23 protein-coding genes and 1 tRNA gene are annotated in these 23,589 nt (G+C 76.3%); 14 read left to right on the forward strand and 10 right to left on the reverse strand.

Going from position 1 to position 23,589, the window contains the following annotated elements; genetic code table 11:
• Nucleotides 1-53: 53 nt before the first annotated feature.
• The 3 genes from nusG to E1O70_RS10510 form a co-directional block, all read right to left on the reverse strand.
• The gene (nusG, locus tag E1O70_RS10500; RefSeq protein WP_061268502.1) at nucleotides 54-911 is read right to left on the reverse strand and encodes a transcription termination/antitermination protein NusG; all 858 of its coding nucleotides are present in this window, start codon (nucleotides 909-911) and stop codon (nucleotides 54-56) included.
• Between the two features lie 114 nt (nucleotides 912-1,025).
• Nucleotides 1,026-1,253 carry a preprotein translocase subunit SecE gene (secE, locus tag E1O70_RS10505; protein WP_034653782.1) on the reverse strand — a complete coding sequence of 76 codons (228 nt, stop codon included), beginning with the start codon at nucleotides 1,251-1,253 and terminating at the stop codon, nucleotides 1,026-1,028.
• A 160-nt stretch (nucleotides 1,254-1,413) separates the two neighbouring features.
• Nucleotides 1,414-1,486: transfer RNA gene (locus E1O70_RS10510), tRNA-Trp, on the reverse strand.
• Between the two features lie 205 nt (nucleotides 1,487-1,691).
• Here E1O70_RS10510 and E1O70_RS10515 point away from each other — a divergent pair.
• The 5 genes from E1O70_RS10515 (at nucleotide 1,692) to E1O70_RS10535 (ending at nucleotide 6,649) form a co-directional block, all read left to right on the forward strand.
• Complete coding sequence (locus E1O70_RS10515; RefSeq protein WP_082774642.1) at nucleotides 1,692-2,702, forward strand: ABC transporter ATP-binding protein; 1,011 nt, start codon at nucleotides 1,692-1,694, stop codon at nucleotides 2,700-2,702.
• Nucleotides 2,699-3,556, forward strand: a complete 858-nt coding sequence (locus tag E1O70_RS10520; protein WP_061268503.1) for an ABC transporter permease — start codon at nucleotides 2,699-2,701, stop codon at nucleotides 3,554-3,556. The genes E1O70_RS10515 and E1O70_RS10520 overlap by 4 nt, the downstream gene beginning before the upstream one ends.
• Nucleotides 3,543-4,865, forward strand: coding sequence for a sensor histidine kinase (locus E1O70_RS10525; protein WP_082774643.1), 1,323 nt, complete (start codon nucleotides 3,543-3,545; stop codon nucleotides 4,863-4,865). Before E1O70_RS10520 ends, E1O70_RS10525 begins: the two co-directional genes overlap by 14 nt.
• Nucleotides 4,862-5,527, forward strand: coding sequence for a response regulator (locus tag E1O70_RS10530; RefSeq protein ID WP_082774644.1), 666 nt, complete (start codon nucleotides 4,862-4,864; stop codon nucleotides 5,525-5,527). Before E1O70_RS10525 ends, E1O70_RS10530 begins: the two co-directional genes overlap by 4 nt.
• Before the next feature lie 102 nt (nucleotides 5,528-5,629).
• Nucleotides 5,630-6,649 carry an adenosine deaminase gene (locus E1O70_RS10535; protein WP_061268504.1) on the forward strand — a complete coding sequence of 340 codons (1,020 nt, stop codon included), beginning with the start codon at nucleotides 5,630-5,632 and terminating at the stop codon, nucleotides 6,647-6,649.
• A 49-nt stretch (nucleotides 6,650-6,698) separates the two neighbouring features.
• Here the strand turns inward: E1O70_RS10535 and E1O70_RS10540 are convergent, their stop codons facing one another.
• Nucleotides 6,699-7,469, reverse strand: coding sequence for a methyltransferase domain-containing protein (locus tag E1O70_RS10540; RefSeq protein WP_061268505.1), 771 nt, complete (start codon nucleotides 7,467-7,469; stop codon nucleotides 6,699-6,701).
• Nucleotides 7,470-7,591: 122 nt separating this feature from the next.
• On the opposite strand from E1O70_RS10540, the gene E1O70_RS10545 reads away from it, so the two are divergent.
• The 3 genes from E1O70_RS10545 to E1O70_RS10555 are packed head-to-tail and all read left to right on the forward strand — an operon-like array spanning nucleotide 7,592 to nucleotide 10,259.
• Entirely contained in the window at nucleotides 7,592-7,918 is a 327-nt protein-coding gene (locus tag E1O70_RS10545) for a hypothetical protein (protein WP_061268506.1), read from the forward strand.
• Between the two features lie 41 nt (nucleotides 7,919-7,959).
• On the forward strand, nucleotides 7,960-9,588 hold the full coding sequence (locus E1O70_RS10550) for a sensor histidine kinase (RefSeq protein WP_082774645.1): 1,629 nt from the start codon (nucleotides 7,960-7,962) through the stop codon (nucleotides 9,586-9,588).
• Nucleotides 9,585-10,259, forward strand: coding sequence for a response regulator transcription factor (locus E1O70_RS10555; RefSeq protein WP_061268507.1), 675 nt, complete (start codon nucleotides 9,585-9,587; stop codon nucleotides 10,257-10,259). The genes E1O70_RS10550 and E1O70_RS10555 overlap by 4 nt, the downstream gene beginning before the upstream one ends.
• A gap of 72 nt (nucleotides 10,260-10,331) precedes the next feature.
• Here E1O70_RS10555 and E1O70_RS19890 read toward each other — a convergent pair whose 3' ends face one another.
• Both E1O70_RS19890 and E1O70_RS10560 read right to left on the reverse strand, forming a co-directional pair.
• Nucleotides 10,332-10,724, reverse strand: a complete 393-nt coding sequence (locus E1O70_RS19890) for a hypothetical protein (protein ID WP_009861934.1) — start codon at nucleotides 10,722-10,724, stop codon at nucleotides 10,332-10,334.
• Nucleotides 10,725-10,788: 64 nt separating this feature from the next.
• A complete protein-coding gene (locus tag E1O70_RS10560) occupies nucleotides 10,789-12,117 on the reverse strand; it encodes a protein kinase family protein (RefSeq protein ID WP_061268508.1) in 1,329 nt (442 codons plus the stop codon).
• 123 nt (nucleotides 12,118-12,240) lie between these two features.
• On the opposite strand from E1O70_RS10560, the gene E1O70_RS10565 reads away from it, so the two are divergent.
• The 3 genes from E1O70_RS10565 to E1O70_RS10575 all read left to right on the forward strand — a co-directional run bounded on the left by E1O70_RS10565 (nucleotide 12,241) and on the right by E1O70_RS10575 (nucleotide 14,740).
• Nucleotides 12,241-13,209 (forward strand): hypothetical protein, encoded by a 969-nt coding sequence (locus E1O70_RS10565; protein WP_128957548.1) that lies wholly within the window; start codon nucleotides 12,241-12,243, stop codon nucleotides 13,207-13,209.
• The gene (locus E1O70_RS10570; RefSeq protein ID WP_061268510.1) at nucleotides 13,202-13,597 is read left to right on the forward strand and encodes a GntR family transcriptional regulator; all 396 of its coding nucleotides are present in this window, start codon (nucleotides 13,202-13,204) and stop codon (nucleotides 13,595-13,597) included. Before E1O70_RS10565 ends, E1O70_RS10570 begins: the two co-directional genes overlap by 8 nt.
• Before the next feature lie 156 nt (nucleotides 13,598-13,753).
• A complete protein-coding gene (locus tag E1O70_RS10575; RefSeq protein WP_240696660.1) occupies nucleotides 13,754-14,740 on the forward strand; it encodes a L,D-transpeptidase family protein in 987 nt (328 codons plus the stop codon).
• A gap of 87 nt (nucleotides 14,741-14,827) precedes the next feature.
• Here the strand turns inward: E1O70_RS10575 and E1O70_RS10580 are convergent, their stop codons facing one another.
• The 3 genes from E1O70_RS10580 to E1O70_RS10590 form a co-directional block, all read right to left on the reverse strand.
• Nucleotides 14,828-16,045, reverse strand: coding sequence for a UDP-N-acetylmuramate dehydrogenase (locus E1O70_RS10580; RefSeq protein WP_061268523.1), 1,218 nt, complete (start codon nucleotides 16,043-16,045; stop codon nucleotides 14,828-14,830).
• A 62-nt stretch (nucleotides 16,046-16,107) separates the two neighbouring features.
• Entirely contained in the window at nucleotides 16,108-17,421 is a 1,314-nt protein-coding gene (locus E1O70_RS10585; protein WP_061268524.1) for an MFS transporter, read from the reverse strand.
• Nucleotides 17,418-18,902, reverse strand: coding sequence for an MFS transporter (locus E1O70_RS10590; protein ID WP_240696661.1), 1,485 nt, complete (start codon nucleotides 18,900-18,902; stop codon nucleotides 17,418-17,420). The genes E1O70_RS10585 and E1O70_RS10590 overlap by 4 nt, the downstream gene beginning before the upstream one ends.
• Before the next feature lie 192 nt (nucleotides 18,903-19,094).
• Here E1O70_RS10590 and E1O70_RS10595 point away from each other — a divergent pair, with 192 nt between their 5' ends.
• The gene (locus E1O70_RS10595; protein WP_061268511.1) at nucleotides 19,095-20,237 is read left to right on the forward strand and encodes a LacI family DNA-binding transcriptional regulator; all 1,143 of its coding nucleotides are present in this window, start codon (nucleotides 19,095-19,097) and stop codon (nucleotides 20,235-20,237) included.
• 9 nt (nucleotides 20,238-20,246) lie between these two features.
• Here the strand turns inward: E1O70_RS10595 and E1O70_RS10600 are convergent, their stop codons facing one another.
• Complete coding sequence (locus E1O70_RS10600) at nucleotides 20,247-21,776, reverse strand: YyaL domain-containing protein (protein WP_061268512.1); 1,530 nt, start codon at nucleotides 21,774-21,776, stop codon at nucleotides 20,247-20,249.
• A 161-nt stretch (nucleotides 21,777-21,937) separates the two neighbouring features.
• Here E1O70_RS10600 and E1O70_RS10605 point away from each other — a divergent pair, with 161 nt between their 5' ends.
• A complete protein-coding gene (locus tag E1O70_RS10605) occupies nucleotides 21,938-22,552 on the forward strand; it encodes a SigE family RNA polymerase sigma factor (protein ID WP_370670917.1) in 615 nt (204 codons plus the stop codon).
• Nucleotides 22,549-23,580, forward strand: coding sequence for a hypothetical protein (locus E1O70_RS10610; RefSeq protein WP_061268513.1), 1,032 nt, complete (start codon nucleotides 22,549-22,551; stop codon nucleotides 23,578-23,580). The genes E1O70_RS10605 and E1O70_RS10610 overlap by 4 nt, the downstream gene beginning before the upstream one ends.
• Nucleotides 23,581-23,589 lie beyond the last annotated feature (9 nt).

Below are 23,589 nucleotides of genomic sequence, written 5' to 3' on the forward strand. Positions count from 1 at the left end.
ATGACCCGGTTGCAGTGCTGCGCTCACGCGGGGCGGCTCGGGCCGCCCGCGCGTCAGATCTTGGCGACCTGGTTGAACGACAGCTCGACCGGGGTCTCCCGGCCGAAGATGGAGACGAGGACCTTGAGCTTCTGGTTCTCGACGTTGATCTCGGAGATCGTGGCGGGCAGCGTGTCGAACGGGCCGTCCGTGACGGTGACCGACTCGCCGACCGTGAAGTCGACCTCGACGGGAGCCTTCGCCGCGGCCTGCGCGGGCTTGCCGGCCTCCGGGGCGGGGGTGAGCATCGGCGCGAGCATCGAGAAGACCTCGTCGAGCGTCAGCGGCACCGGCTGGTGGGTGTGGCCGACGAAGCCGGTGACACCGGGCGTGTGGCGCACGGCGCCCCACGACTCGTCGGTGAGGTCCATGCGCACGAGGACGTAGCCGGGGATGCGCACGCGTCGGACGATCTTCTTCTGCGCGTTCTTGATCTCGGCCACCTCCTCCATGGGGACCTCGATCTGGAAGATGTAGTCCTCCATGTTCAGGCTCTGGATGCGGTTCTCCAGGTTGGCCTTCACACGGTTCTCGTAGCCCGCGTAGGAGTGGATGACGTACCAGTCGCCCGGCTGCGAGCGCAGCGTGCGCTTGAACTCCGCGACCGGGTCCTCGATGACGTCGCCGTCCTCGTCGGCCGGGCGGATCTCGTCCGCCTCGTCGTCGTCCGACGGCTCGTCGTCGTCCGCCGCGTCGTCGGTCTCGTCAGCGGCGTCGTCCGTCGCGTCGTCGTCGGCCTCGTCAGCGGCGTCGAGGGCCTCGTCGGCTCCGTCGACCGCCGGGACGTCCGTGGTCTCGTCGACGTCGTCCTGGGCACCCTCGGGCTGCGTCGGGTCGACGTTCTCCGTCTGGTCCAGCGACTCCTGGGACACGAACGAACCTGCTTTCTCAACGAACTGCTCGAAGACTTCTTCTGGAAGCGCCGACGGCGCCCCGAGAGGCGCCGGCTGCCGTGCTGACCCGGCCTGGCCGGGGAAGGTCGTGCGCTAGCCGAAGACCCACCGGACGGCCTGGCCGATCCCCAGGTCGAGGACGGTCACGAACGCCATGACCACGACCACGAAGACGAGGACCACCGTCGTGTAGGTGATGAGCTCGGACCGCGTCGGCGTGACGACCTTGCGGAGCTCGGCGACCACCTGGCGCACGAACAGGGCGATGCGCGCGAAGACGTTGGGCTTCTTGTCCGCGGACGGACCGCCCTTCTTCTTCACCTCGTCGGCGCGTGCACCGCCTGCGCCCACGGCCTCTGACGGCGATTCGCTCACTCGATCTTCCCCATCGCTCACGTACGGGACCTGCTCGAACCCTCGGTGCGACCCGGTGCCGGGCCGCGCGCGGATCCCGGGAAGGTCCCGCGAGAGCCACGCCGTGCAGGGTAGACAGGACTCGAACCTGCAACCTGCGGTTTTGGAGACCGCTGCGCTACCAATTGCGCCACTACCCTTCGTGCCGACGGCGCCCCGCGCGGCCCCGCTCCCTGGACGAAAGTCGTCTCACGGGCGCGGACCAGCGTGGCGGGCGTCAACCACCGAGGGATCACTGTACGCGACGCGGCGCCCCTGGTCGAACCACCGTCCACCGATCGGTGGACACGAGGTCCGGACGAACGGGCGTCGCGGCCCGGGGGCCCGCGCCGACACGCTGGTCCCATGACGACGACACCCCTCCCCGCCGGCCCCCGCGGCGCCGGCTCCGGCCCCGGCGCCGGGCAGAGCGGACCGGCCGTGGACGTGCGCGGCCTGCGCAAGCGCTACGGGCCCAAGCAGGCCGTGGACGGCATCGACCTGCGCGTCGAGCGCGGCGAGATCTTCGCGGTCCTCGGCCCCAACGGCGCCGGGAAGACCACCACGGTCGAGATCCTCGAGGGCTTCCGCCGCCGGGACGCGGGCGAGGTCCGCGTGCTCGGCGAGGACCCCCAGACCGCGGGCCGCGCCTGGCGCGCGCGCCTCGGCGTCGTCCTCCAGGACTCGCGCGACCAGGCCGAGCTCACGGTCGCCGAGCTCGTCCGGCACTTCGCGACGTTCTACCCGACGCCGCGGGACCCCGACGAGGTGATCGACGCCGTCGGGCTGCGGGAGAAGGCCCGCACGCGCACGCGCCAGCTCTCCGGCGGGCAGCGCCGACGGCTCGACGTCGCGCTGGGGATCGTCGGTCGGCCGGAGCTGCTGTTCCTCGACGAGCCCACGACGGGGTTCGACCCCCAGGCCCGCCGCGCGTTCTGGGCGCTCGTCCGGTCGCTGCGCGAGGACGGCACGACGATCCTGCTCACCACGCACTACCTCGACGAGGCGGCCTACCTGGCCGACCGCGCGGCCGTCGTGCGGTCGGGGCAGGTCGTCGCGCTCGACGCGCCCGACCGCCTCGGGGGCGCGGAGGCGCGCCGTCCCGTCGTGCGGTGGCTCGACGGCGGCACCCGGCGCTCCGAGCGCACGGACTCCCCCACCGCGGTCGTCGCGGCGCTCGCCGCGCAGTACCCCGACGGCGAGGTCCCCGGGCTCGAGGTGACGCGCCCGAGCCTCGAGGACGTCTACCTCGAGCTCATCGGCGAGCCGGTCGCGTCGAGCGACCCGGCGCCCGCCCCCGACCGGCCCGGCGCACCCGCCGCGGCCCGCACGCCCGACGACGCGACCGTCGTCGTCCCCGAGGAGGCCCGACCGTGACCGTCGCCCCGACCACGCGCGCCCTGCGCGCCGCTCTGCCCGGGGCCGCCCGCCTCGGCATCGAACGCACGCGCGCCGAGCTGCGCGGGTTCTTCCGCGAGCGCGACGCGGTCGTCTTCATCTTCACGTACCCGCTCATCATGCTCGCGATCTTCGCGACGGTGTTCGACGGGCAGGACCAGGGTGACGCGGGCTACTCCGTGCCCTTCGCGCAGTACTTCCTGCCGGGCATGATCGCGACGGGCGTCATGCTCACGAGCTTCCAGTCGCTCGCGATCTCGATCGCGGTCGAGCGCGACGACGGCACACTCAAGCGCCTGCGTGCGACCCCGCTGCCCGCGTCGGCGTACTTCTACGGCAAGGTGGGCCTGGTCCTCGCGACCTCGATCGTGCAGACGGCGCTCCTGCTGCTCCTCGCGGCCGTCGTGTACGACGTCCCGATGCCCTGGGACATGCCCGACGCCGCGACCCGGCTCACGACGTTCGCGTGGGTGTTCGTGCTCGGGTGCGCCGCGGGCGCCGTGTGCGGCGTCGCGTTCTCGTCGCTGCCGCGCTCGGGCCGCTCCGCGACGGCGGTCGTCACGCCCGTCGTGCTCGTGCTCCAGTTCATCTCCGGGGTGTTCTTCGCGTTCTTCGCGCTGCCCGCGTGGATGCAGACCGTCGCCTCGGTGTTCCCGCTCAAGTGGATGGCCCAGGGGATGCGCTCGGTCTTCCTCCCCGAGCAGGCCGCGGCGCTCGAGCCGTCCGGGTCGTGGCAGCACGGCGCGACCGCTGCTGTACTGGTTGCATGGCTGGTCCTGGGGCTCGTGGTGGGCGCGCGGTCGTTCCGGTGGCGGCGCCGTGACGACGGCTGACCCGCCGTCGCCCGCGGGCGGGCTCCCCGCGGCCGGGGACCGGGCCGGGGGCGAGGACGGGGCCAGGGACGGTGCGGCCACGGCCCAGCTCGACGGCACCTGGGCGCGCGACGTGCGCTGGTGGGACGTGGCGTTCTACGTCATCGTCGTGCTCAGCGCGCTCGCGCTGCTCACCGCAGGCGTCGCCGGCACGGCCCTGCTCGTGTCGCTCGCCGCGCTCGGGACGATCCTCCTGGCCTACCTCGCGTGGGGGCGGCGCGCGGCCCGCACGCGCGCCCAGGTGCCGGCGCACCTCTACCTCCTCGTCGCGATCGCGGGCACGCTCGTCGTCGTCGGGCAGGACGCGCTCGGCACGCTGCTGCTGTTCGCCGTCTTCACGCAGATCTGGATGCTCTCGGAGCACCTCTGGGCGCAGGTCGTGCTGTGCGTCGCGCTCGCGGCCGGCACCGCGCTCGCGCTCGCGTTCGACCCGGCGACGGGGCGCGTCGAGCCCGACGAGATCGCGAGCGCCGCGCCGCAGATGGGCGTCGCGCTCGCGTTCGCGCTGAGCCTCGGGCTGTGGACGGCGCACACGATGCGGCAGTCGGAGCGGCACGCGCGTCTCGTCGACGCGCTGCGCGCGACGCAGGTCGAGCTCGCGCGCTCGCACCACGAGGCGGGCGTGCTCGCGGAGCGCGAGCGGGTCGCCCAGGAGATCCACGACACGCTCGCCCAGGGGTTCACGAGCGTCGTCATGCTGGCGCAGGCCGCGGGCGCCGACCTGGACCGGGGCGCCCCGGACGCGGCGCGCGAGCGCCTCGCGCTCGTCGAGTCGACGGCGCGCGACAACCTCGCCGAGGCCCGGGCGCTGGTCGCGGCCTCCGCGCCGGCCCCGTTGCAGGGCAGCACGCTCGGGGAGGCGTTGCGCCGCCTCGCGACGCGTTTCACCGAGGAGACGGGGACGCATGCGGACCTCGCGGCCGACGACGTCCCGGGGCTGTCGAGCGCCGAGGAGGTGGTGCTGCTGCGCTCGGCCCAGGAGGCGCTGACGAACGTGCGCCGCCACGCCGGGGCGGGCGCGGTCCGCGTCGTGCTGCGCCACGACGCGGACGGGACCCTCCTGGAGGTGTGCGACGACGGTCGCGGGCTGCCCGACGACGCCGCCGAGGGCTACGGTCTGCGGGGCATGCGCGAGCGCGTCGCCGCGGAGGGCGGCAGCCTCGAGGTCGGGCCCGCGCCGGGCGGCGGGACGCGCGTCGCGGTGCGGCTGCCCGCGACGGGCGTGGGCACAGGCCGGACAGCCCCGACGAGGCGAGGAGCGGTGCGGTGACGGGGACGACGGGCCGGGACGGCGCGGTGCGGGTGCTCGTGGTCGACGACCACCCGGTCGTGCGCTCGGGCATCGTGGGGATGCTGGCCGCCGAGCCGGACCTCGCGGTGGTCGGGGAGGCGGGCGACGGCGCGCAGGCGGTGGAGCTCGCGCGCGAGCTGGCGCCCGACGTCGTGCTCATGGACCTGCGGATGCCCGTGCTCGACGGCGTGGGCGCGACCGCGGCGATCCTCGGCGCACCGGGCCGCGGGCGCGGGGCGGCGGGGCCGCGCGTCGTCGTGCTCACGACGTACGAGACGGACGCCGACATCCTGCGGGCCGTCGAGGCGGGCGCCACCGGCTACCTGCTCAAGGACACGCCGCGCGAGGAGCTCGTCGCGGGCGTGCGCGCCGCGGCGCGGGGGCAGACGGTGCTGGCGCCGAGCGTCGCGACGCGGCTCGTGACGTCGGTGCGCGGGACGGAGCGGCTCACGGACCGGGAGGTCGAGGTGCTGCGGCTCGTGGCCCGCGGGCTGTCGAACGCGGCCGTCGGACGCGAGCTGTTCATCGCCGAGGCGACCGTGAAGACGCACCTGCTGCGGGCCTTCGCCAAGCTCGGCGTGGACGACCGCACCGCCGCCGTGACGGTCGCGATGCAGCGCGGGTTCCTCCCCGGGGCGTGACGCGCGCGGGCGCCGTCGGCACCCCCGACCTGCGGCGGGACCTGCGCCGTGGTCGGCCCGCGTCCGACGGCGGGCGCCGGGCGCCCGTGACAGACTCCCGCTGTGCGAGACCTGGCGACGCTCCCGAAGGCCCACCTGCACCTGCACTTCACGGGGTCCATGCGGCCCGACACGTTGCGCGACCTCGCCACGCAGTACGGCGTGCGGCTCCCCCACGCGCTCGTCGACGGCGACCCGCTGCGCCTGCCGCCCACCGAGCGCGGCTGGTTCCGGTTCCAGCGCCTGTACGACGCGGCGCGCGCGTGCGTGCGGTCCGAGGCCGACATGCGGCGCATCGTGCTCGAGGCGGCGCAGGACGACGCCGCGGAGGGGTCGGGGCGGCTCGAGATCCAGGTGGACCCGACGTCGTACGCGCCGTTCGTCGGGGGCATCACCCCGGCCGTGGAGATCGTGCTCGACGCCGCCCGGTCCGCGAGCGCCGCGACGGGGACGGAGGTCGCGGTGGTCGTCGCGGCGTCGCGCACGCGGCACCCGCTCGACGCGCGGACCCTCGCGCGGCTCGCGGCGCAGTACGCGGGCGAGGGCGCGGGCGAGGTCGTGGGGTTCGGCCTGAGCAACGACGAGCGGCGCGGCGACACGGCCGAGTTCGCGCGCGCGTTCGCGATCGCGCGACGGGCGGGGCTCGCGTCGGTGCCCCACGGCGGCGAGCTCCTGGGCCCCGGCCACGTGCACGAGGTCGTGCGCGAGCTGGTCCCGGACCGCCTGGGCCACGGGGTGCGGTCGGCGGAGGACCGGCGCGTCCTCGACGACGTGGTGGACCGCGGGATCGCGCTCGAGGTGTGCCCGGCGTCGAACGTCTCGCTCGGCGTCTACGAGGAGGCGGGGCAGGTCCCGCTCGGCGCGCTCGTCGACGCGGGCGCGCAGGTCGCGCTCGGCGCGGACGACCCGCTGCTGTTCGGGTCCCGGCTCGTCGGGCAGTACGAGACGGCGCGGCGCGAGCACGGGTTCTCCGACACGGAGCTCGCCGACCTCGCGCGGTCGTCGATCCGGGCGAGCCGCGCGTCGTCGGGCACCAAGCGACGGCTGCTCGCGGGCGTGGACGACTGGCTCGCGGCGGGCTGACGCCCGCGTGCGCGCTGGCCGCCGGAGATCGGCGGGCTGACGAGAGCGGTCACGCGCGCGTCGCGACGACGAAGACGCGACGGAACGGCAGGAGCGTGCCTGCGCCGCGCTCCGGGTACGCGTCCCGCAGCGCGGCGGCGTACTGCGCGACGAACGCGTCGCGCAGGTCGTCGGGGAGGGCCTGGAGCACGGGGCGGGCGCCCGTCGCGGAGACCCAGCGCAGCACGGGGTCCGGGCCGTGGAGCACGTGGACGTACGTCGTCTCCCAGGCGTCGACGGTCCAGCCGAGGGTGGTGAGCGCGTCGAGGTACACCTCGGGGTCGTGCGCCGCGGGGCGCTCGACGCCCGCGGCGTGCGCCGCGTACGGGGGTCGGGCAGCGAGCTCGCGCAGGAGCCGGTGGCTCGGCGCGTCGTGGTTGCCGGGGACGGAGAGCGCGAGCGCGCCGTCCGGGGCGACGTGGTCGGCGAGCCGGGGAAGCAGGTCGAGGTGGCCCGGCACCCACTGGAGCGTCGCGTTGCTCACCACGACGTCGGCGGGCGCGGGCGGCGCCCACGAGCGCACGTCCGCGAGCTCGTACCGCACCCAGGGCGCGGACGCGTCGCGCCGGGCGGCGGCCACCATGGCCGGCGACGCGTCGATCCCGGTGATCGCGGCGTCGGGCCAGCGTGCGTGCAGGAGCGGGCTCAGGTGGCCGGGGCCGGAGCCGAGGTCGACGACCGTGCGCGCGTCGACGGGGACGCGCGCCACGAGGTCGGCCATCGGGCGCGTGCGCTCGTCGGCGTGGCGGAGGTAGAGGGCAGGGTCCCAGTCGCGGGGCATGACGGCTCCGTCCGGTCGCAATATCTAGACGTCAACAATCTTGATATCGAGATACATGCGTCGTGCCGGCTCGTCGCGCAAACTCTCATGTGCGTCTCATCCGGCTCTCCGATACTGGGTCCATGACTCGCCGGACCGTCGCGTGGCTCGTGGGGGCGCTCGTGCTCGTCCTCGCCGGCGCCGCCGCGGCGGGCGCGCTCGCCGCGCGGCCGCAGGACCGTGACGTCGGCGTGGCCGTCGTCGTGACGCCCGCTCCCCCGGCCGCGACCCCGACGACGCCGGCCCCGACGCCCAGCCCGACCGACCGCGACAGTGACGACGACGACACGGACGACGACCGCGTCACGCCCGCCCCGCCGTCGAGCGACGACCAGGACGACGACTCGGACGCCGACACGACCGACGACCAGGACGACGACCGCGACGGCCCGGACCGGGGCGACGGGTGAGGCGCCGGGCGCGTGGCGCGAGGCTCACGGTCCGCACCCGGATGCTCGCGGCGTTCCTCGGCCTGTCCGCGCTCGCGCTGCTCCTCGCGGGCGGCGCGGCGTGGTTCCTGCAGCGCGGCCAGCTCGACGCGCGCATCGACGAGAGCCTCGTGCGGAGCGCGAACGAGCTCCGGCGGATCGCGGGCTCCGGCGTCAACCCCGTGACGGGCGAGCCGTTCCGGTCCGCCGAGGACGTCGTCGTCGCGTCGATCCAGCTCACGGTGCCCGCGCAGAACGAGGGCGTGCTCGGGCTGCGCGAGGGCCGCACGCCGCTCGTGTCGCAGCAGGACGTGCGCCTGCGCCTCGAGGAGGACGCCGAGCTCGTCGCCGCGCTGTCGCCGCTCGTGGCGGGCGACCACGTGGTGCTGCGCTCGGTCGGGACGGCGACCGCCGACTACCGCGCGCTCGTCGCCCCCGTGCGGGCGACCGGGGCGGACGGCGCCGGGCCGCCCGCGGCACTCGTCCTCGCCTACGACCGCTCGGCGGAGCACGCCGAGTTCGCCCAGGTCTTCCGCACGTACGCCGTCGTCGCGCTCGGCGCGCTCGTGCTCATCGGCGTCGTCGGCTGGGTCGTGGCCGGCCGGCTCCTGCTCCCGATCCGCACGCTCTCGCGCACCGCGCAGCGCATCGGCGAGACCGACCTCTCCGCGCGGATCCCGGTCACGGGCAACGACGACCTCTCCGACCTGTCCCGCACCGTGAACGGCATGCTCGACCGGCTCGAGGGCGCGTTCGACTCGCAGCGCCGGCTCATCGACGACGTCGGGCACGAGCTGCGCACGCCCCTCACCGTGGTGCGAGGCCACCTCGAGCTCATGGACCCCCACGACGCGACCGACGCGACCGAGACGCGCGACCTCGCGCTCGACGAGCTCGACCGCATGAACCGCCTCGTGGACGACCTCGTGACGCTCGCGACCGCCGGGCGCCCGGACTTCGTGCGCCCGCTCGACACGGACCTCGGGCGCCTGCTCGACGACGTCCACGACAAGGTCCGCACGCTCGGCGACCGGCGGTGGCTCGTCGACGCGCGCGCGGACGTCGCGGTGCGGGCCGACGCGCAGCGCCTCACGCAGGCGCTCCTCCAGCTCGCGGCCAACGCGGTGAAGTTCTCGGCGCCCGGGTCGGCCGTCGCGCTCGGCTCGGCCGTGTCCGACGACGGCGCGCGCGTGCGCGTCTGGGTCCGCGACGAGGGCGCCGGGATCGCCCCCGAGCAGCAGGAGCGGGTCTTCGAGCGGTTCGCGCAGGCCACCACGCCCGGCGCGGCGCACCCCGAGGGCGCCGGGCTGGGGCTCGCGATCGTCGCCGCGATCGCCGACGGCCACGGCGGCCGCGTCCACGTCGCCTCGACGCCCGGCGTCGGGTCGACGTTCACGCTCGACCTGCCGCTCGTGCCGGTCCCGGGGGCGGCCCCCGCGACGGCCGACGCCGCGACCCCGTACGGGGCGACCGCGCCGACCGCACCCACGGCGCCGTCCGCCGCGACCCCCGAGCTGCCGCCGGACACGCCGGACGCGCGGCCGAACGACCCCGGGTCGGGCTCCGAGACCCGCACCCGGACCGGCACCGACAACGGCACCCAGAGCAGCACCGAGAACGACACCGACCCCGACGGAAGGACCACCCGGTGAGCCAGATCCTCGTCGCCGAGGACGAGACCCGCATCGCGTCGTTCGTGGCCAAGGGGCTGCGCGCCGCGGGCTACGCGAGCACCACGGTCGCGACGGGCCGCGAGGCGTTCGACCTCGCGAGCACCGGCGACTTCGCGCTCCTCGTGCTCGACCTCGGCCTGCCGGACCAGGACGGCTTCACCGTGCTGCGCCGGCTGCGGGAGACCGGGAACGCGATCCCCGTCATCATCCTCACGGCGCGCACGTCGGTCACGGACACCGTCGCCGGGCTCGAGGGCGGCGCCGACGACTACATGGCCAAGCCGTTCCGCTTCGAGGAGCTGCTCGCGCGCATCCGGCTCCGGCTGCGCAGCGAGCCCGCGGGCGAGGTCACGGTGCTCACGCACGGTGCGCTGAGCCTGGACCTGCGCACTCGGCGGGCCCGGACGTCCGACCGCGAGGTCGACCTCTCCGCGCGCGAGTTCGCGCTCGCCGAGGCGTTCCTGCGCAACCCCGGCCAGGTCCTCAGCCGCGAGCAGCTCCTCTCGCGCGTGTGGGGTTACGACTTCGACCCCGGCTCCAACGTCGTCGACGTGTACGTGCGGTACCTGCGCAACAAGCTCGGCGCGGAGCACTTCGTCACCGTGCGCGGGATGGGCTACCGCCTCGCGGACGCGCCGCGGCGCTCCTGAACCGACGACGACGCCCGCCCCGGGGGCCGGGGCGGGCGTCGTGGGGGCGCGGGCGGCGAGGCCCGGGCCGGGTCAGGTCGCGGACTGCGGCGACGGCGGCGTCACCGGGCTGGCCGGCGTGCTCGCCGTCTGCGCGGTGCCCGCGGTGTCGGCCGTCGGGGCGGTGTTGGCGGTGTTCGCCGTCTGGCTCGTCACGGCGGAGGCCGCCGTCGTGGGCGACGCGGACGTGTTCGCGGAGCCCGCGGTGACCGTCGTGATCGACGTCCCGTTCTGGACGTCCGTCGGGCTCGGGGTGGCCGACGCGGTCGCCGCGGCCGTCGCGGCGTCGGACGTCGTCACCTCGACCGACGGGGAGACGACCGCCTCGTCGGGGGCGTCGAGCGCGCCCTGGGCGGCGGCCATCGTGGCCCCGAGACCGACCGCGCCGAGCGCCCCGGTGACGATCCATGCGCTGCGTGCCTTCATGGTGCTTCTCCTTCGTCCGATGGTGCGCACGACCCCTCGGCCGTGCAGGTCTCGAGCCTCCCGCTCACGCGTGAGAGGCCGAGGAGGTCGTCATGAGAGTGCTCTCAGGAAGCGGGAGCAGCCCGTCCGCGACCGCGAGCCAGGCCTCCGCGAGCTCGCGCGAGCCCGCGCCCGGCACGAGGGACAGCACGACGCCCGCGGCCCGGGCGCGCAGCCCCACCGGGTCGACGGCGGTCCCGAACACCGCGAGGCACCGCTCGACGAGCCCGCCCACGCCCCCGTACACGGTCGGCGCGAGCGCGGGCAGGACGGCGAGGTGCCCGACGAGGCACGCGAGGTCGTCCACGCGGTGGCCCGGCCCGAGCGTGTCCACGTCGAGCAGCGCGGCCACGCGCGGCCGGGCCGTCGCCCCCGGGACGTCGACGGCGTCCGGGCCCGCGGCGAGCAGGACGTTCGCCTCGTAGAAGTCGCCGTGCGTCGCCACGACGGGGCCGGGGTCGCGCGTCGCGACCGCGTCCCCGACGGCGCGCGCCACGTGCCGCACCCGCTCGGCGTCGAGACCGTGGACCGCGAGCGCCGACGTCGCGTAGTGCTCCACGCGCTCCGCCCACGCGGGCCGACGGCGCAGCGTCGTCGCGCGCTCCGGCAGCGCGTCGAGCGCACGGAGCAGCTCGTGCGGGTCGATCGCCTCGGGCTGCGCTTCCGGTCCCGACGCCGCGAGGTGCTGCGCGAGCGACGGGCCGCGCGCCTCCTTGAGGACCACGAGGCCGTCGTCGTCCCGGGCGAGGCACCGCGGGGCGCGCACGGCCCCGTCCTGGAGGAGGTCGTGGCGGCGCGCGAGCGCGCGCGCCCGGCCGGGCCGGACGACCTTGACGTAGAGCGTGCGGGAGGGCGTCCGGGCGCGGAGCACCGCGCGCCGCAGCGGCCGGTAGGCGACCATCGTCACCGACTCGACGGCCTCGCCCGGGGCGAGCACGCCGGCGTCGTCCAGGCGGCGCGTGAGACCGGGCGCGTCGCACGCCGCCGCGAGCGCGGGCAGCAACGGGTCGGCCGGGTGCCGCCACACGTGCACGACGCGCGGCCCGTCCTCCAGGCGCGCGACGCCCGGCCCGACGGCGTCGGGCGGGAGGGGCGCGGTCGTCGCGAGCAGGTACGCGGTCGCGTCGACGGACGCCACCGCCCCGCCGGGCCGGGCCGGGAGCGTGCGGCGGGCGACGACGTCGTACCCGACGGTGACCTCCGCACCGGGGCGCGCGTGCACCTGGTGGACGCGCCACGTGCCGAGCCCGGCGCCGTCGGCCCCGAGCGCCGCGTCGAGGAGGCCGCCCGCGTCGGGACCGGTGAGCAGGTCGAGCCAGGCGCGCTGGTCGGGGACGGCGGGGGCGATCGTCATGCGCCCAGGGCACCGTGCGCGCGTGGAACGGGGGTGAGAGCGCGATGAGAGTCCTCTCATCGAGTCCGCACCGGGCCGCCGGCCACCCTTGACCCGCGGGCGGGTCCGTGGGAATGTATCGATGTGTTGATACAAAGCGTCTCCGAGGAGCCGGACGGGGTCGAGCTGTTCCTCCCCGCCGGATACGACCTGCTGTGGAGCGTCGTCGCCCTCGCCGCGCTCGCGGGCGTCGGCGCCCTCGTGGTGCTCGCCGTGCGCGCGCTGACCCGCGAGCCGGCGCCCGCCCTGCACGGGCTCGCGGACGGGGACCCGGTGCGCCGCGCCGCCCGACGGCACGCGACGACCGTCACCGTCGCTGCGGCGACCGCCGCCGCGCTCGTGGGCGCCGTCCTCGTGCAGGCCGTGACGACCGCCGTCGGCGGCCTCGCGGAGGGCGTGCTCGTCGGGCTCTCCCCCGCGCTCGTCGGCCTGGCGTTCCTCGGGGCGCACGCCGTCGGCGAGCGCACCTGGCCGCGCCAGCGCACGGCGGTCCGGGCGGCCACGCTGCGCCCGCGCACGGTGCCCGACGTCGCGCCGCGCGGCCTGCGCCGCCTCACCTGGGCCCTCGGTGCCCTCGTGCTCGTGCTCACCGCGGTCGGCGGCCTCACCGCCGGGTCGGACGGGCGGTCCGTGACGCGCGTGCTGGGCGACGTCACGTCGACGACCAGCCCCTACCCCGGATGGTTCTACGGCGCCTGGCTCGCGGCCGGCGCCGTGCTGCTCGTGGCCGGCGCGGAGGGCGTGCTCCGGCTGGTCGCGCGCCGCCCCGCCGTCCCGCGCGTCGAGCCCGGGTGGGACCTCGCGCTGCGTCGCGCGTCCGCGCACCGGGTCCTGCGCGGCACCCAGCTCGCGCTCGGGCTCACCGCGGCCGGCACGCTCGCCTACGGTGCGAACGCCGCCGCCCGGGCGGGCTACCCCGGGGCGGTCGTGCTCGTGGTCGTCGCCGTCGTGATCGCCCTCGTGGCGGTCGCCGTCGGCGTGCGGCCCGCCCCGGACCCCGACGCGGAGGTCGCCGCCCCGGCGTCCGCGGGGCACGGGCGTCGCGATGGGTGAGCTGCGCGTCGAGATCGACCTGCGCACCGGCCTCGCCCCGTACGAGCAGATCCGGAGCCAGGTCGTCGCGCACGTCGCGGCCGGGCGGCTGCGCGTCGGCGACCGCCTCCCGACGATCCGCGCGCTCGCGACCGACCTCGGTCTCGCCCCCGGGACGGTGGCCCGCGCGTACCGGGAGCTCGAGGCGGCCGGGGTCGTCACGACGCGTCGTCGGGCCGGGACGGTCGTCGCCGACGGCGTCTCCCCCACGGACGTCGCCGCGCGCCACGCCGCGCACGAGCTCGTGCGCACCGGCCGCGAGGCCGGGCTGTCGGACGACGCGATCGTCGACGTCCTGCGCGGCGCGCTGCTCGGCGCGCACCGCCCGGAGCGGGGCGCGCCGCACTGACCTCCGGCACGGACCGGGCACCGACCGGCGCCACAGACCGTGCGTCACGACCGGGTCACGATCCGCCGAGAAACCGGCGCCGTCGTCCGACCGGGCGCGGCGGACGGCGCATGATGGACCATCGCGGCGACGCCGCGGCAGACGAAGGGGGACCAGGTGGAGCAGGGAACCGTCCGCTCGCCCACGACGGCGAGCGCGCCCGCGACCGGCGCGCGACCGACGGCGGCACCGCGCCGTCGCGGGCCCGTCCGGCGGGTGGTCGCGCGCGCCGTCGTGCCCGCGCTCGCCGCCGCGCTGGCGCTCGCGGGCTGCCAGGCGGGCCTGCCGGACATGGAGCCCGGGCGGACGCCGTCGGCCTCCGAGAGCCCGACCTCGCCGGAGCCGACGAGCCCGAGCCCGTCCGCGCCCACCACGGCGCCGGAGCCCACCCCCACCGAGACGCCCGAGCCCGACCCGACGCCCACCGAGACGCCCGAGCCCAGCACGCCGCCGCCGGCCGCCGAGCCCACGCCCACGCCGACGCCCGAGGCCCCGCCGGAGCCGGTCGAGCTCGCGCGCGGGGCGACCGGCGAGCGGGTGGTCGCCCTCCAGCAGCGCCTCGCCGACCTCGGCTACTTCATCGGCGCGCCCGACGGCGACTTCGGCGGCGGCACCCAGCAGGCCGTGTGGGCCCTGCAGAAGGCGGCGGGCCTCTCGCGCGACGGCGTCGTCGGGCCCGCGACCCAGGCCGCGCTCGACGAGGGCGTCACGCCGCAGCCGCGCAGCGGGTCGGGCAAGGTCGTCGAGATCGACCTCGACCGCCAGCTCCTGCTCGCCGTCGAGGACGGTCGCGTCGTCACGGTGGTCAACGCGTCGTCCGGGAACGGCGAGTCGTACGAGGCGAAGGGGCGCACCTACCGCGCGAGCACGCCGCGCGGCACGTTCCAGGTAGGCCGGCAGGTCGACGGGAACCACTCGTCCAGCCTCGAGCTCGGCGACATGTGGCGCCCCAAGTTCTTCACCGGCGGGATCGCGGTGCACGGCTCGGGGTCGATCCCGCCGTGGCCCGCGTCGCACGGGTGCGTCCGCGTCGCGAACTCGGCCATGAACTGGCTCTGGGACACCTGGCGCGCCGACCCCGGCACCACCGTCCTCGTCTACTGAGCCGAGCCCCCGGTGCGCTGAGTGCATGACTTCGTCGCGGCGGCGGGGTCCGAACGCGACGAGATCATGCACTCAGCGACGGGCGGGTCAGAGCGCGACGCCGACGAGCACCGGCTCCGGCACGAGCTCGACGCCGAACGCCTCCACGACGCCGTCGCGCACCGCGCGCGCGAGCTCGACGACGTCCTCCGCGCTCGCCCCGCCGCGGTTCGTCAGCGCGAGCGTGTGCTTCGTCGACAGCCGCGCGAGGCTCGACGGGCCGTGCACGCCGAACCCCTTGGTGAAGCCCGCGTGCTCGATGAGCCACGCGGCCGACGTCTTCACGAGCGTCGGGTCGATCTCGCCGAGGCTCGGGCCGGTGGTCCGGGTCGGGGTCGCCGTGCGGACCGGGTACCGCGGGGCCTCGGCCGGGAGCAGGTCCGCCTGCTCGGCAGGGACGACGGGGTTCGTGAAGAACGACCCGGCGCTCCAGCGGTCGTGGTCGGGCCCCGCCGCGGGGTCGACGTCGGGGCCGGCGCCGTCGAGCAGCATGCCCTTGCGCGCGCGCAGGGAGAGCACCGCGGCGCGCACGTCCGCGCTCGGCGCGCGGTCCCCGACCTGGACCCCGAGCGTGCGTGCCAGCTCGGGGTACGCGACCGGCGCCGACAACGACCCGAGCCGCGCCTGGAAGCCCACGTCGAGCACGACGTAGCGGGGCGACGGGTACCAGGGGCCGTCGTCGTCGGACCCGGCGCCGGCGTCCACGTGCATGCTGCGCTTGAGCAGCGACGTCCGGTAGCCGAACGCGAGCTCGCCCAGGGCGAGCGTGCGCACCCGCGAGCGCGCGCGGTCCCAGACCCGCACGGTCGAGACCACGCCCGCGACGTCCTGCCCGTACGCGCCGATGTTCTGGACCGGCGCCGCGCCCACGGTGCCCGGGATGCCCGACAGCGCCTCGACCCCGACCCACTCCTCCGCGACCGCGCGCGCCACGAGCTCGTCCCAGTCCTGGCCCGCCGGGGCGTGGAAGCTCGCGCCCCCGCACGAGTCTTCCGCGTCGACGGTGATCCCGCGCCGCAGGTCGCGCACGACGACGCCGCCGAAACCCTCGTCGCCCACGAGCAGGTTCGAGCCTCCCCCGATCACGAGGAGCGGCTCCCCCGCCTCGTCGGCGGCCCGGACGATCTCCAGCAGCTCCGCCTCGCTGTGCGCCTCGACGTACCGGTCCGCCGGCCCGCCCACGCGCAGCGTCGTCAGCTCGGCGAGCGACGGCGTCCCGACGGCCTCGGGACGCAGCCCCGGGGCGGTCCCGACGATCTCGGGCAGGTCACGGTCCACGGGGGCGGCAGGTTCGCAGGTCACCCGTCCAGCGTAGTTCGGGTTCCCCGTCAGTCGGCGCGCCCCGCGCGGTCCGCGCCCTGGGCGGCCTGCTGGCCCGCGGCACCGGCGGCCGTGGGGAGCGGTCGCGTCGCGCCGACGACGAGCAGGCCGACGACGACGGGCACGGCGATCACGAGGAGCGCCCCGCGGTAGCCGACGTGCTCGGCGAGGAAGCCGATGAGCGGCGGCCCCATGAAGAACGCGGAGTACCCGATCGTCGCGACGACGCTCACGCGCACGGCGGCGCGCGCCGGGTCGTCGGACGCGGCGCTCATCCCCACGGGGAACCCGAGCGCCGCACCCATGCCCCACGCGACGACGCCGACGAGCGCGACCCAGAGGTTCGGGGACAGCGTGAACACGAGCAGGCCGAGCAGCGCGAGCGCGGCGCCCAGGCGCAGGACGGCGACGCGGCCGTAGCGGTCGAGCAGGCCCGTCCCGAGCAGGCGCATCCCGGTCATGGCGGTGAGGAACACGGCGAGCCCGACGGCGCCCATCGCGTCGGACGTGCCGAACCCGTCGACGACGGCGAGGCTCACCCAGTCGTTCGCGGCGCCCTCGGTGAGCGCGGCCGCGAGCACGACGAGCCCGATGAGGAGGGTGCGCGGCTCGGTCCACGCGCTGAGGGCCCCGCGCTCGTCCTTGCCCGTGCCGTGCGACGCCCCGCTCCCGGCCGCTGCGGCGGGGTCGGCACCGGCGGCGTCCTCGACGGTCTCGGCGACCGCGTGGTCCACCTTGCCCGCGGGGAGGAAGAACCGCACGGACCACAGGACGCCGACGAGGCTCAGCACGACGGCGGCCGTGAGGTGCGCCTGGACCGGCACGTGGAGCGCGGCCATGAGCGCACCGACGCCGGCGCCGGCCATGGTGCCGAACGAGAACCCGGCGTGGAAGCGCGGCATGATCGCCTTGCCGAGCCGCTGCTCGACGGCGGCGCCCTCGAGGTTCATCGCGGCGTCCCACACGCCGGTGCCGATCCCGGCGAGGAACAGCCCGACGCGCACGACGACGTCCTCCCCCGTCGCGACGCCCGTGACCGCGGTGACGAGACCGACGACGTTGGTCACGGCGAAGACCGTCACGGCCTTCGAGGCACCGAGCCGCTGGACGACCATCCCGGACAGCGGCAGCGCGAGCAGCGACCCGACCGCCATGAAGAGCAGCAGGAGGCCCATCTGCGCCTCGGTGAAGCCGAGCGAGTCCCGCACCGCGGGCAGGCGGGAGGCCCACGTCGCGAAGTTGAACCCGTTGAGGAAGAAGACCGCGAAGACGGACCAGGTGGCGAGGGCGACGACGCGGCGGTCGGGGCGGGCGGTGGTCATGCGGAGGTCTCCTCGCGGCGGTGCGACGGGCGGGTGCGGGGGCGGCGGGACGCGGCCCGGTGGGCGGTGGCGGAGGACCCCGCGCGGACGCTGCGCCACGGGCGGCGACGACGGGCGCCGTCGGCCAGGGCGGGGCCGCCCACGGCGTCCGGGGCGTGCGCGCCGGGGGTCAGGACGTCCACCGGACCATCCTGCACCGCGACGGGTGCGGCGTCGTCGGTGCCGAGCGCCGGGCGCGCCGCACGGGCGGCGGCGGTGCCCAGGGGTGCGACCTGGCGCGCGAGGAGGACGCTGAGGACCATCGCGGCGACGATGAGGACGAGCGCGTGGCGCGCGCCCATCGCCTCGGCGGCGAGGCCGAGGAGCGGCGGCGCGGCGAGCGACGCCATCGAGGAGAACGCCGACACGACCGAGACGCGGCTCGCGGCCCGCAGGGGCTCGTCGGACGCCGCGGCGATCCCGACGGGCACCGCGAGCGCGGCGCCGAAGCCCCACAGGACGACCCCGACGGCCGCGAGCGGGAGCGTCGGCGCGAACCCGAACAGCACGAGACCGGCGATCGACGCGACGCCCGACGCGCGGAGCACGGTGACGCGGCCGAACCGGTCGATGAGGCGCGTGCCCGCGAGGCGCATCACGGTCATGGCGGCGACGAACGTGCCGAAGACGACCGCGCCGACGGCCTCGGTCTGGGCGAACCCGTCCACGACGGCGAGGGACAGCCAGTCGTTGGCGGAGCCCTCGGAGAGCGCGGCCGAGAGGATGACGAGCCCGATGAGCAGCGTGCGCGGCTCGCGCCATGCCGACAGCGCGGCGCCGAGCCGGGCACCGCGCCGGGCGAGGCGCGCGCGCAGGCCCGCCGTCTCGACGTCGACGACGGCGTCGCCGAGCGCGTCGACCGGGGCCGGCGCCGCTGTGCCGGGCGCGGGGGTCCGCGTCGGGAGGGTGTCGTGGACCGTGGCGGGGATCGCGGCGAGCCGCCACACGGTGGCCACGACCCCGGTCGCGACGAACTGCACGACGACGGGCACCTCGGCGTGCGCGCACGCCGCGCCGACCAGCGAGCCCACGACGGCGCCGACGGAGAACGCGGCGTGGAACTGGGGCAGGATCGTGCGCCCGACGCGCCGCTCGATGCCCGCGCTCTCCACGTTCATCGGCACGTTGCCGAGCGAGAACGCCATGCCGTTGACGAAGATGCCCGCGGCGAGGAGCGCGACCGACCCGGTGGCGGGACCGAGCCCGAGCAGGAGGAACGCGACGCCGAACAGGCCCGCCGAGACGGCGAACGCGACCCGGCCGCCGAACCGCGTGACGAAGGGTCCGGCCGCGGTGACCGTGAGGAGCGCCCCGACGGCGCCCGCGAGGAGCACGACGCCCAGGTCTGCGGGGCCGAGGCCGAGTGCGTCGCGCACGGAGGGGAGGCGCGCGAGCCAGCTCGACATCATGACGCCGTTGAGCGCGAACACCCCGAGGAGCACCCAGCGGGCCCTGGCCAGGGCGCGGGCGTCGGACCCGGGGCCGGACGGGAACTGCGCAGCACCTCCTCGAATCGATTCGATCCGACGGACGAGAGTGCTCTTCGAATCGATTCGAGGCATGGTCACCAGTGTGCGGGTACGCTGGCCGCGCGTCAATCGAGAATCCCGCGCCCGCGGGAGGCAGGGAGCGTGATGAGCGACACCCCCGGGAACCGGGAGCCCGCGGCGCCCGCCGCGCCGGCTCACCGGCCCACGCTCGCCAAGGTCGCCGAGCTCGCGGGGGTCTCCGTCTCGACGGCCTCCCTCGCGTTCTCCGGCGCCGGGCCGATCACCCCGGAGACCCGTGCGCGCGTGCTCGACGCCGCGAAGGAGCTCGGGTACACCGGACCGAACCCGCTGGGCCGCCAGCTCCGCTCGGGCCGGTCGGGCGTCGTGGGGGTCGTCGTCGGCGACCAGCTCCGCCGCGCGTTCCGCGACCCGGTCGCCGTCCAGGTGCTCGACGGCCTCGTCTCGACCCTGGGCGAGAACGGCCTCGGCGTGCTGCTCATCCCCGGCATCCCGTCCGACGACCCCGCACGCGCCGTCGACCCGCTCGTCGAGAGCGCGGCCATGGACGTCGCGGTGCTCGTGTGGGGCGTCGGTACGGACGACGCGACGCTCGCCGCGCTCCAGCGGCGCGGCGTGCCCGTCGTCGTCGGCGAGGGCCGCCCCGTCGAGGGCGCCCCGCTCGTCCTCATCCACGACCGCGCGGGCACCGCGGACGCCGTGCGGCACCTGGTCGAGCTCGGGCACACGCGCATCGCCGAGGTCTCGCTCCCCCTCGACACGTCCGACCGCAGCGGACCGCTCGACGCCGCGCGGCTCGCGCAGGTGGACCGCACCCCGACGGCCAACCGCCTCGCGGGCGTGCGCGACGTCGTCGAGCCGGTCGCGAGCTGGGAGACCGAGGCCTCGCTCGTCGAGCACGGCCGCTCCGCCACGCTCGCCCTGCTCGGCCGCCCCGCGGCCGACGGGACGACCGAGCCGGCCGACCCCGCGACCCGGCCGACCGCCGTCATCGCCCACTCCGACCTCCTCGCCGCGGGCGCGCTGCTCGCCGCGCGCGAGCTCGGGCTGCGCGTGCCCGACGACGTCTCGGTCGCGGGCTTCGACGGGCTCGACCTCCCGTGGCTGGCCCCCGACGTGCTGACGAGCGTGCACCAGCCGCTCGCGCGCAAGGGCGCCGAGCTGGGGCTGGCCGTCATCCGCCAGCTCGCGGGCGAGGCGCCCACCACGGTCGAGCTCGACGTCGAGCTGGTGGTGGGGACGACGACGGGCCCCGCCCCCACCACCTGAGCCCGCGCGTCAGCCCAGCCGGCCCGGCTGGAGCGGGTTCGCGCGCGCCGCGGCGAGCAGGTACCACGACGTCGCGCCGACGTGCTGGACCTGGAAGTACCCGAACCCGAACCCCGAGTCGAGCAGGCTCGACGCCGCGACGACGCCCGCGCGCTCGGGCAGCGGCGCGCCCCCGACCGTCTGACCGGCGCCGACGCCCTCCTGCACGCCCTGGACCTCCCGCAGCAGGCCCTCGGCGCGGACCCGGTCGTCGTCCCGCTCGCAGCCCCGGCGCCCCCGCCGCCGGTCGTCGCGGCTCCCCCGCCCGCGCGCCCCGCGGTCCGCGAGCGCCGACGCGAGCTGCGCCGTCCCCTCCAGCCACACGCCCTGCGGGTGCACCGGCAGGTCGTTGTACGAGGCCGTCGACGTGAGGCTCGCGCTCGAGAACGTCACGCCCTCGACGACCGTGCCCGCGGGGAGCTGCGACACCCCCTCGCCCGCGACGTCGCGCGCGGCCAGCGCGTCGTCCGCCCAGTCCAGGGCACGGGCGTAGCGCCGCTCGCGCAGCGCGAGCCAGCCCCACGTCTGCGGGTCGAGCGGGAGCGGGTCCCGGTTGATCTCGGTGCCGTCGTTCGTGCCGGTGTAGAGGTAGCCGCCGTCGGGCTCCCACATGCGGTCGACGAACGCGCGCGCGTGCTCGGCGGCACGGCTCCAGCGCCGGTCGCGCGTCACGGACCCGAGCTGGCGGAAGAACGCGACGCAGTCGACGTTGTGCTCGGTCGAGCCGTTCGGGATCGGGGCGTTGCCGCCGTCCACGCCGAACGAGAACCCGCCGAGGGGCGCCTGCGACCACGTGTGCGCGACGATCCACTCGCCGATCCGCCGGGCGGCGTCGAGGTAGCGTCGCTCGCGCGTCACGGCGTGCAGGTGCAGCAGGGCGATGCCCGGCCAGGCCATGTCCCCGACCGCCGTCCCGAGGAAGCCGAACTGCCACCCGACGTTCGCCGTCCCGTCGGGGAGCACGAGCCCGTGCTCCTGCGGCGTGCCGTCGTAGAACGTGTAGGGACCGACGTTGTACGCCTGCCGGAGCCGGCCGTCGTCGTGGTCGGGGTCGTGCTCGAGCGCGAACACGAGCCCGTCGCCGAGCGCCCGCGCGCGGTCGAGGTGGCGGTGCCCCGCGGTGAGCGTCGCGAGGATCGCGAGGGCGTTGTCGTAGACGAACGCGGTGGAGAACAGCCCGAGCTGGTCGGCGTAGGACTGCGCGAGCCGCGGGCCGGGGTTCACCTCCGGGTAGGCGTCGGTCGCCGCGGCGAGGAAGCCGTGGGCGCGCCGGACCGACGCCGCGCGGCCCCGCGCCGGGACGCCGGCAGTCTGCCCGACGGCGCCCGTCGCCGCAGGCAGGGTCGCACCCGAGCGGGCCGCCGCCGGGGTCGCGGTCAGCCCCGCGAGCGCGAGCGCGCCGCCGAGGGCGAGGACGGTGCGTCGGTCGACGCCGCGAGCGGGACCGGGGTCGTGCGCGGTGAGGTCGGGCCGTCCAGAGCGGCCGTCGAGCTGGGTCATGAGCGTCTCCTTCGACGTCGTGAGTGGCGCGACCCACCATAGTGGGAGCGCTCTCACGGCGAAAGGGGTGTGCCGAGGCGAGACGTATCGAACCCGGTGCGCCGCATCGCACGCCGGAGACTCAACCTTCGGGAGCCCTCGCGCGTGTGACAGTCATGACCGTGAACGCGATCGCCCTCTCGGCCGACGACCAGCCCGACGAGAGCCCACCACCCGACGCCCTGCTCCCCGTCGTCCGGGTGGTCACGTCGCACGAGCAGGAGTTCAGCGACTTCATGGCGAGCGCCGCTCCCCGGCTCGCGCGCACCGCGTGGCTGCTGTGCGGCGACGCGCACCTGGCCGACGAGCTCGTCCAGCAGGCCCTGACCCGCACGTACCTGCACTGGCGCACGGCTCGTGAGCGCGATCCCTACGCGTACGCCCGCCGCACCCTCGCCAATCTGCGGGTCGACACGTGGCGCCGCCGACGACGGGAGGTGCTCGTCGCTCCGCCCGACCTACCCGAGACGGCGAGCGACGCCCGGGCCGACCAGCACGCCGAGCGGGACGCCCTCGTCCGCGCGCTCGCGACGCTCACGGCCCGCCAGCGCCGGGTCGTCGTGCTGCGCCACCTCGTCGGGCTGAGCGAGAGGGAGGTCGCCGACGACCTCGGCGTCTCCGTCGGCACCGTGAAGTCCACGGCGTCCCGCGGGCTCGGACAGCTCCGCTCCGTCCTCGGCACCGCCGGCGCGCCGCACCACCGCCCCACCGACCGGACCGACAGGAGGCAGCCATGACCGGCACCCTTCCGACCGACGACGAGACGTTCGTGCGCGCGCTGCGCGCACGGGTCGACACGCTCGCCCCCCGCATCGACGTCGACACCGACCGCGTGCTCCCGACGGCCCGCCGCAGCCGACGACGGCGCCGCACCGTGGTCTCGGGCCTGTGCGCGCTCGCGGTCGTCGCCGGCGGGGTGGGTGCGGCGTCCTACTGGTCGGAGCCCAGTCCCACGCACCCGTCGCAGATCGCTCCGGCGAGCGGCGGCGACGCCGCGGCGCCGGTCCCCGACGGGAGGCCGCAGGGCAACGGCCCGGCCGACGGGCCGTACTGGCGCGTCCGCACCCTGACGACCAGCACGGAGACGACCAGCGACGGACGGACCGAGGAGCGCTCGCAGGGCATCACGTACTGGACCGCGCGTGATCCGGAGGGCGACTCGTACCGAGCCTTCGAGGGGGACGACGCCATGGAACCCTCGCCCGGCTCGACGTTCGGGTCGCTCGTCATCGACGGGGAGCACGTCCGGCTCGGCTGGGACGAGCTCGCCACGCTCCCGACGGACCCGGCGGAGCTCGACGCGCTCCTGCGCGACAGCGTCCGGGCGGAGGTCGGGACCGTGAACGAGGACGCGCTCGCCCAGAAGACGTGGAACCTGTTGCACAGCGGCCCCACCTCGCCCGCCGTGCGCGACGGGCTCTGGGCGACGCTCACCGGGCTGGCGGCCAGCACCCCGCTCGGCGCCGTCCAGGACACGCAGGGGCGCACCGGGGAGGGCCTCGAATGGGTCGGCCAGGACCAGAGCAACCGGATCGTGCGGCTCGTCTACGACACGGCGGAGCACCGGCTCCTCGAGCTCACCTTCGACGTCGATCTCGGCACGTCCGGCTCCGAGCCCACCGCCGACGCCCCGACCGCGGGGTCGGACGGCGACGGCGCCGCCGCACTGCAGCACGTCGTGCTGCACACCACGTATCTCGACGAGGGAGAGGTCGCCGGGCCGCCCCCGGCGAGCGGCGGCCCCGACTGCTGGAAGACCTGCTGAGTCCTCGAG

Origin of the sequence: Cellulosimicrobium funkei (assembly GCF_004519295.1) — a bacterium.
Classification (GTDB): Bacteria; Actinomycetota; Actinomycetes; order Actinomycetales; family Cellulomonadaceae; genus Cellulosimicrobium; species Cellulosimicrobium funkei.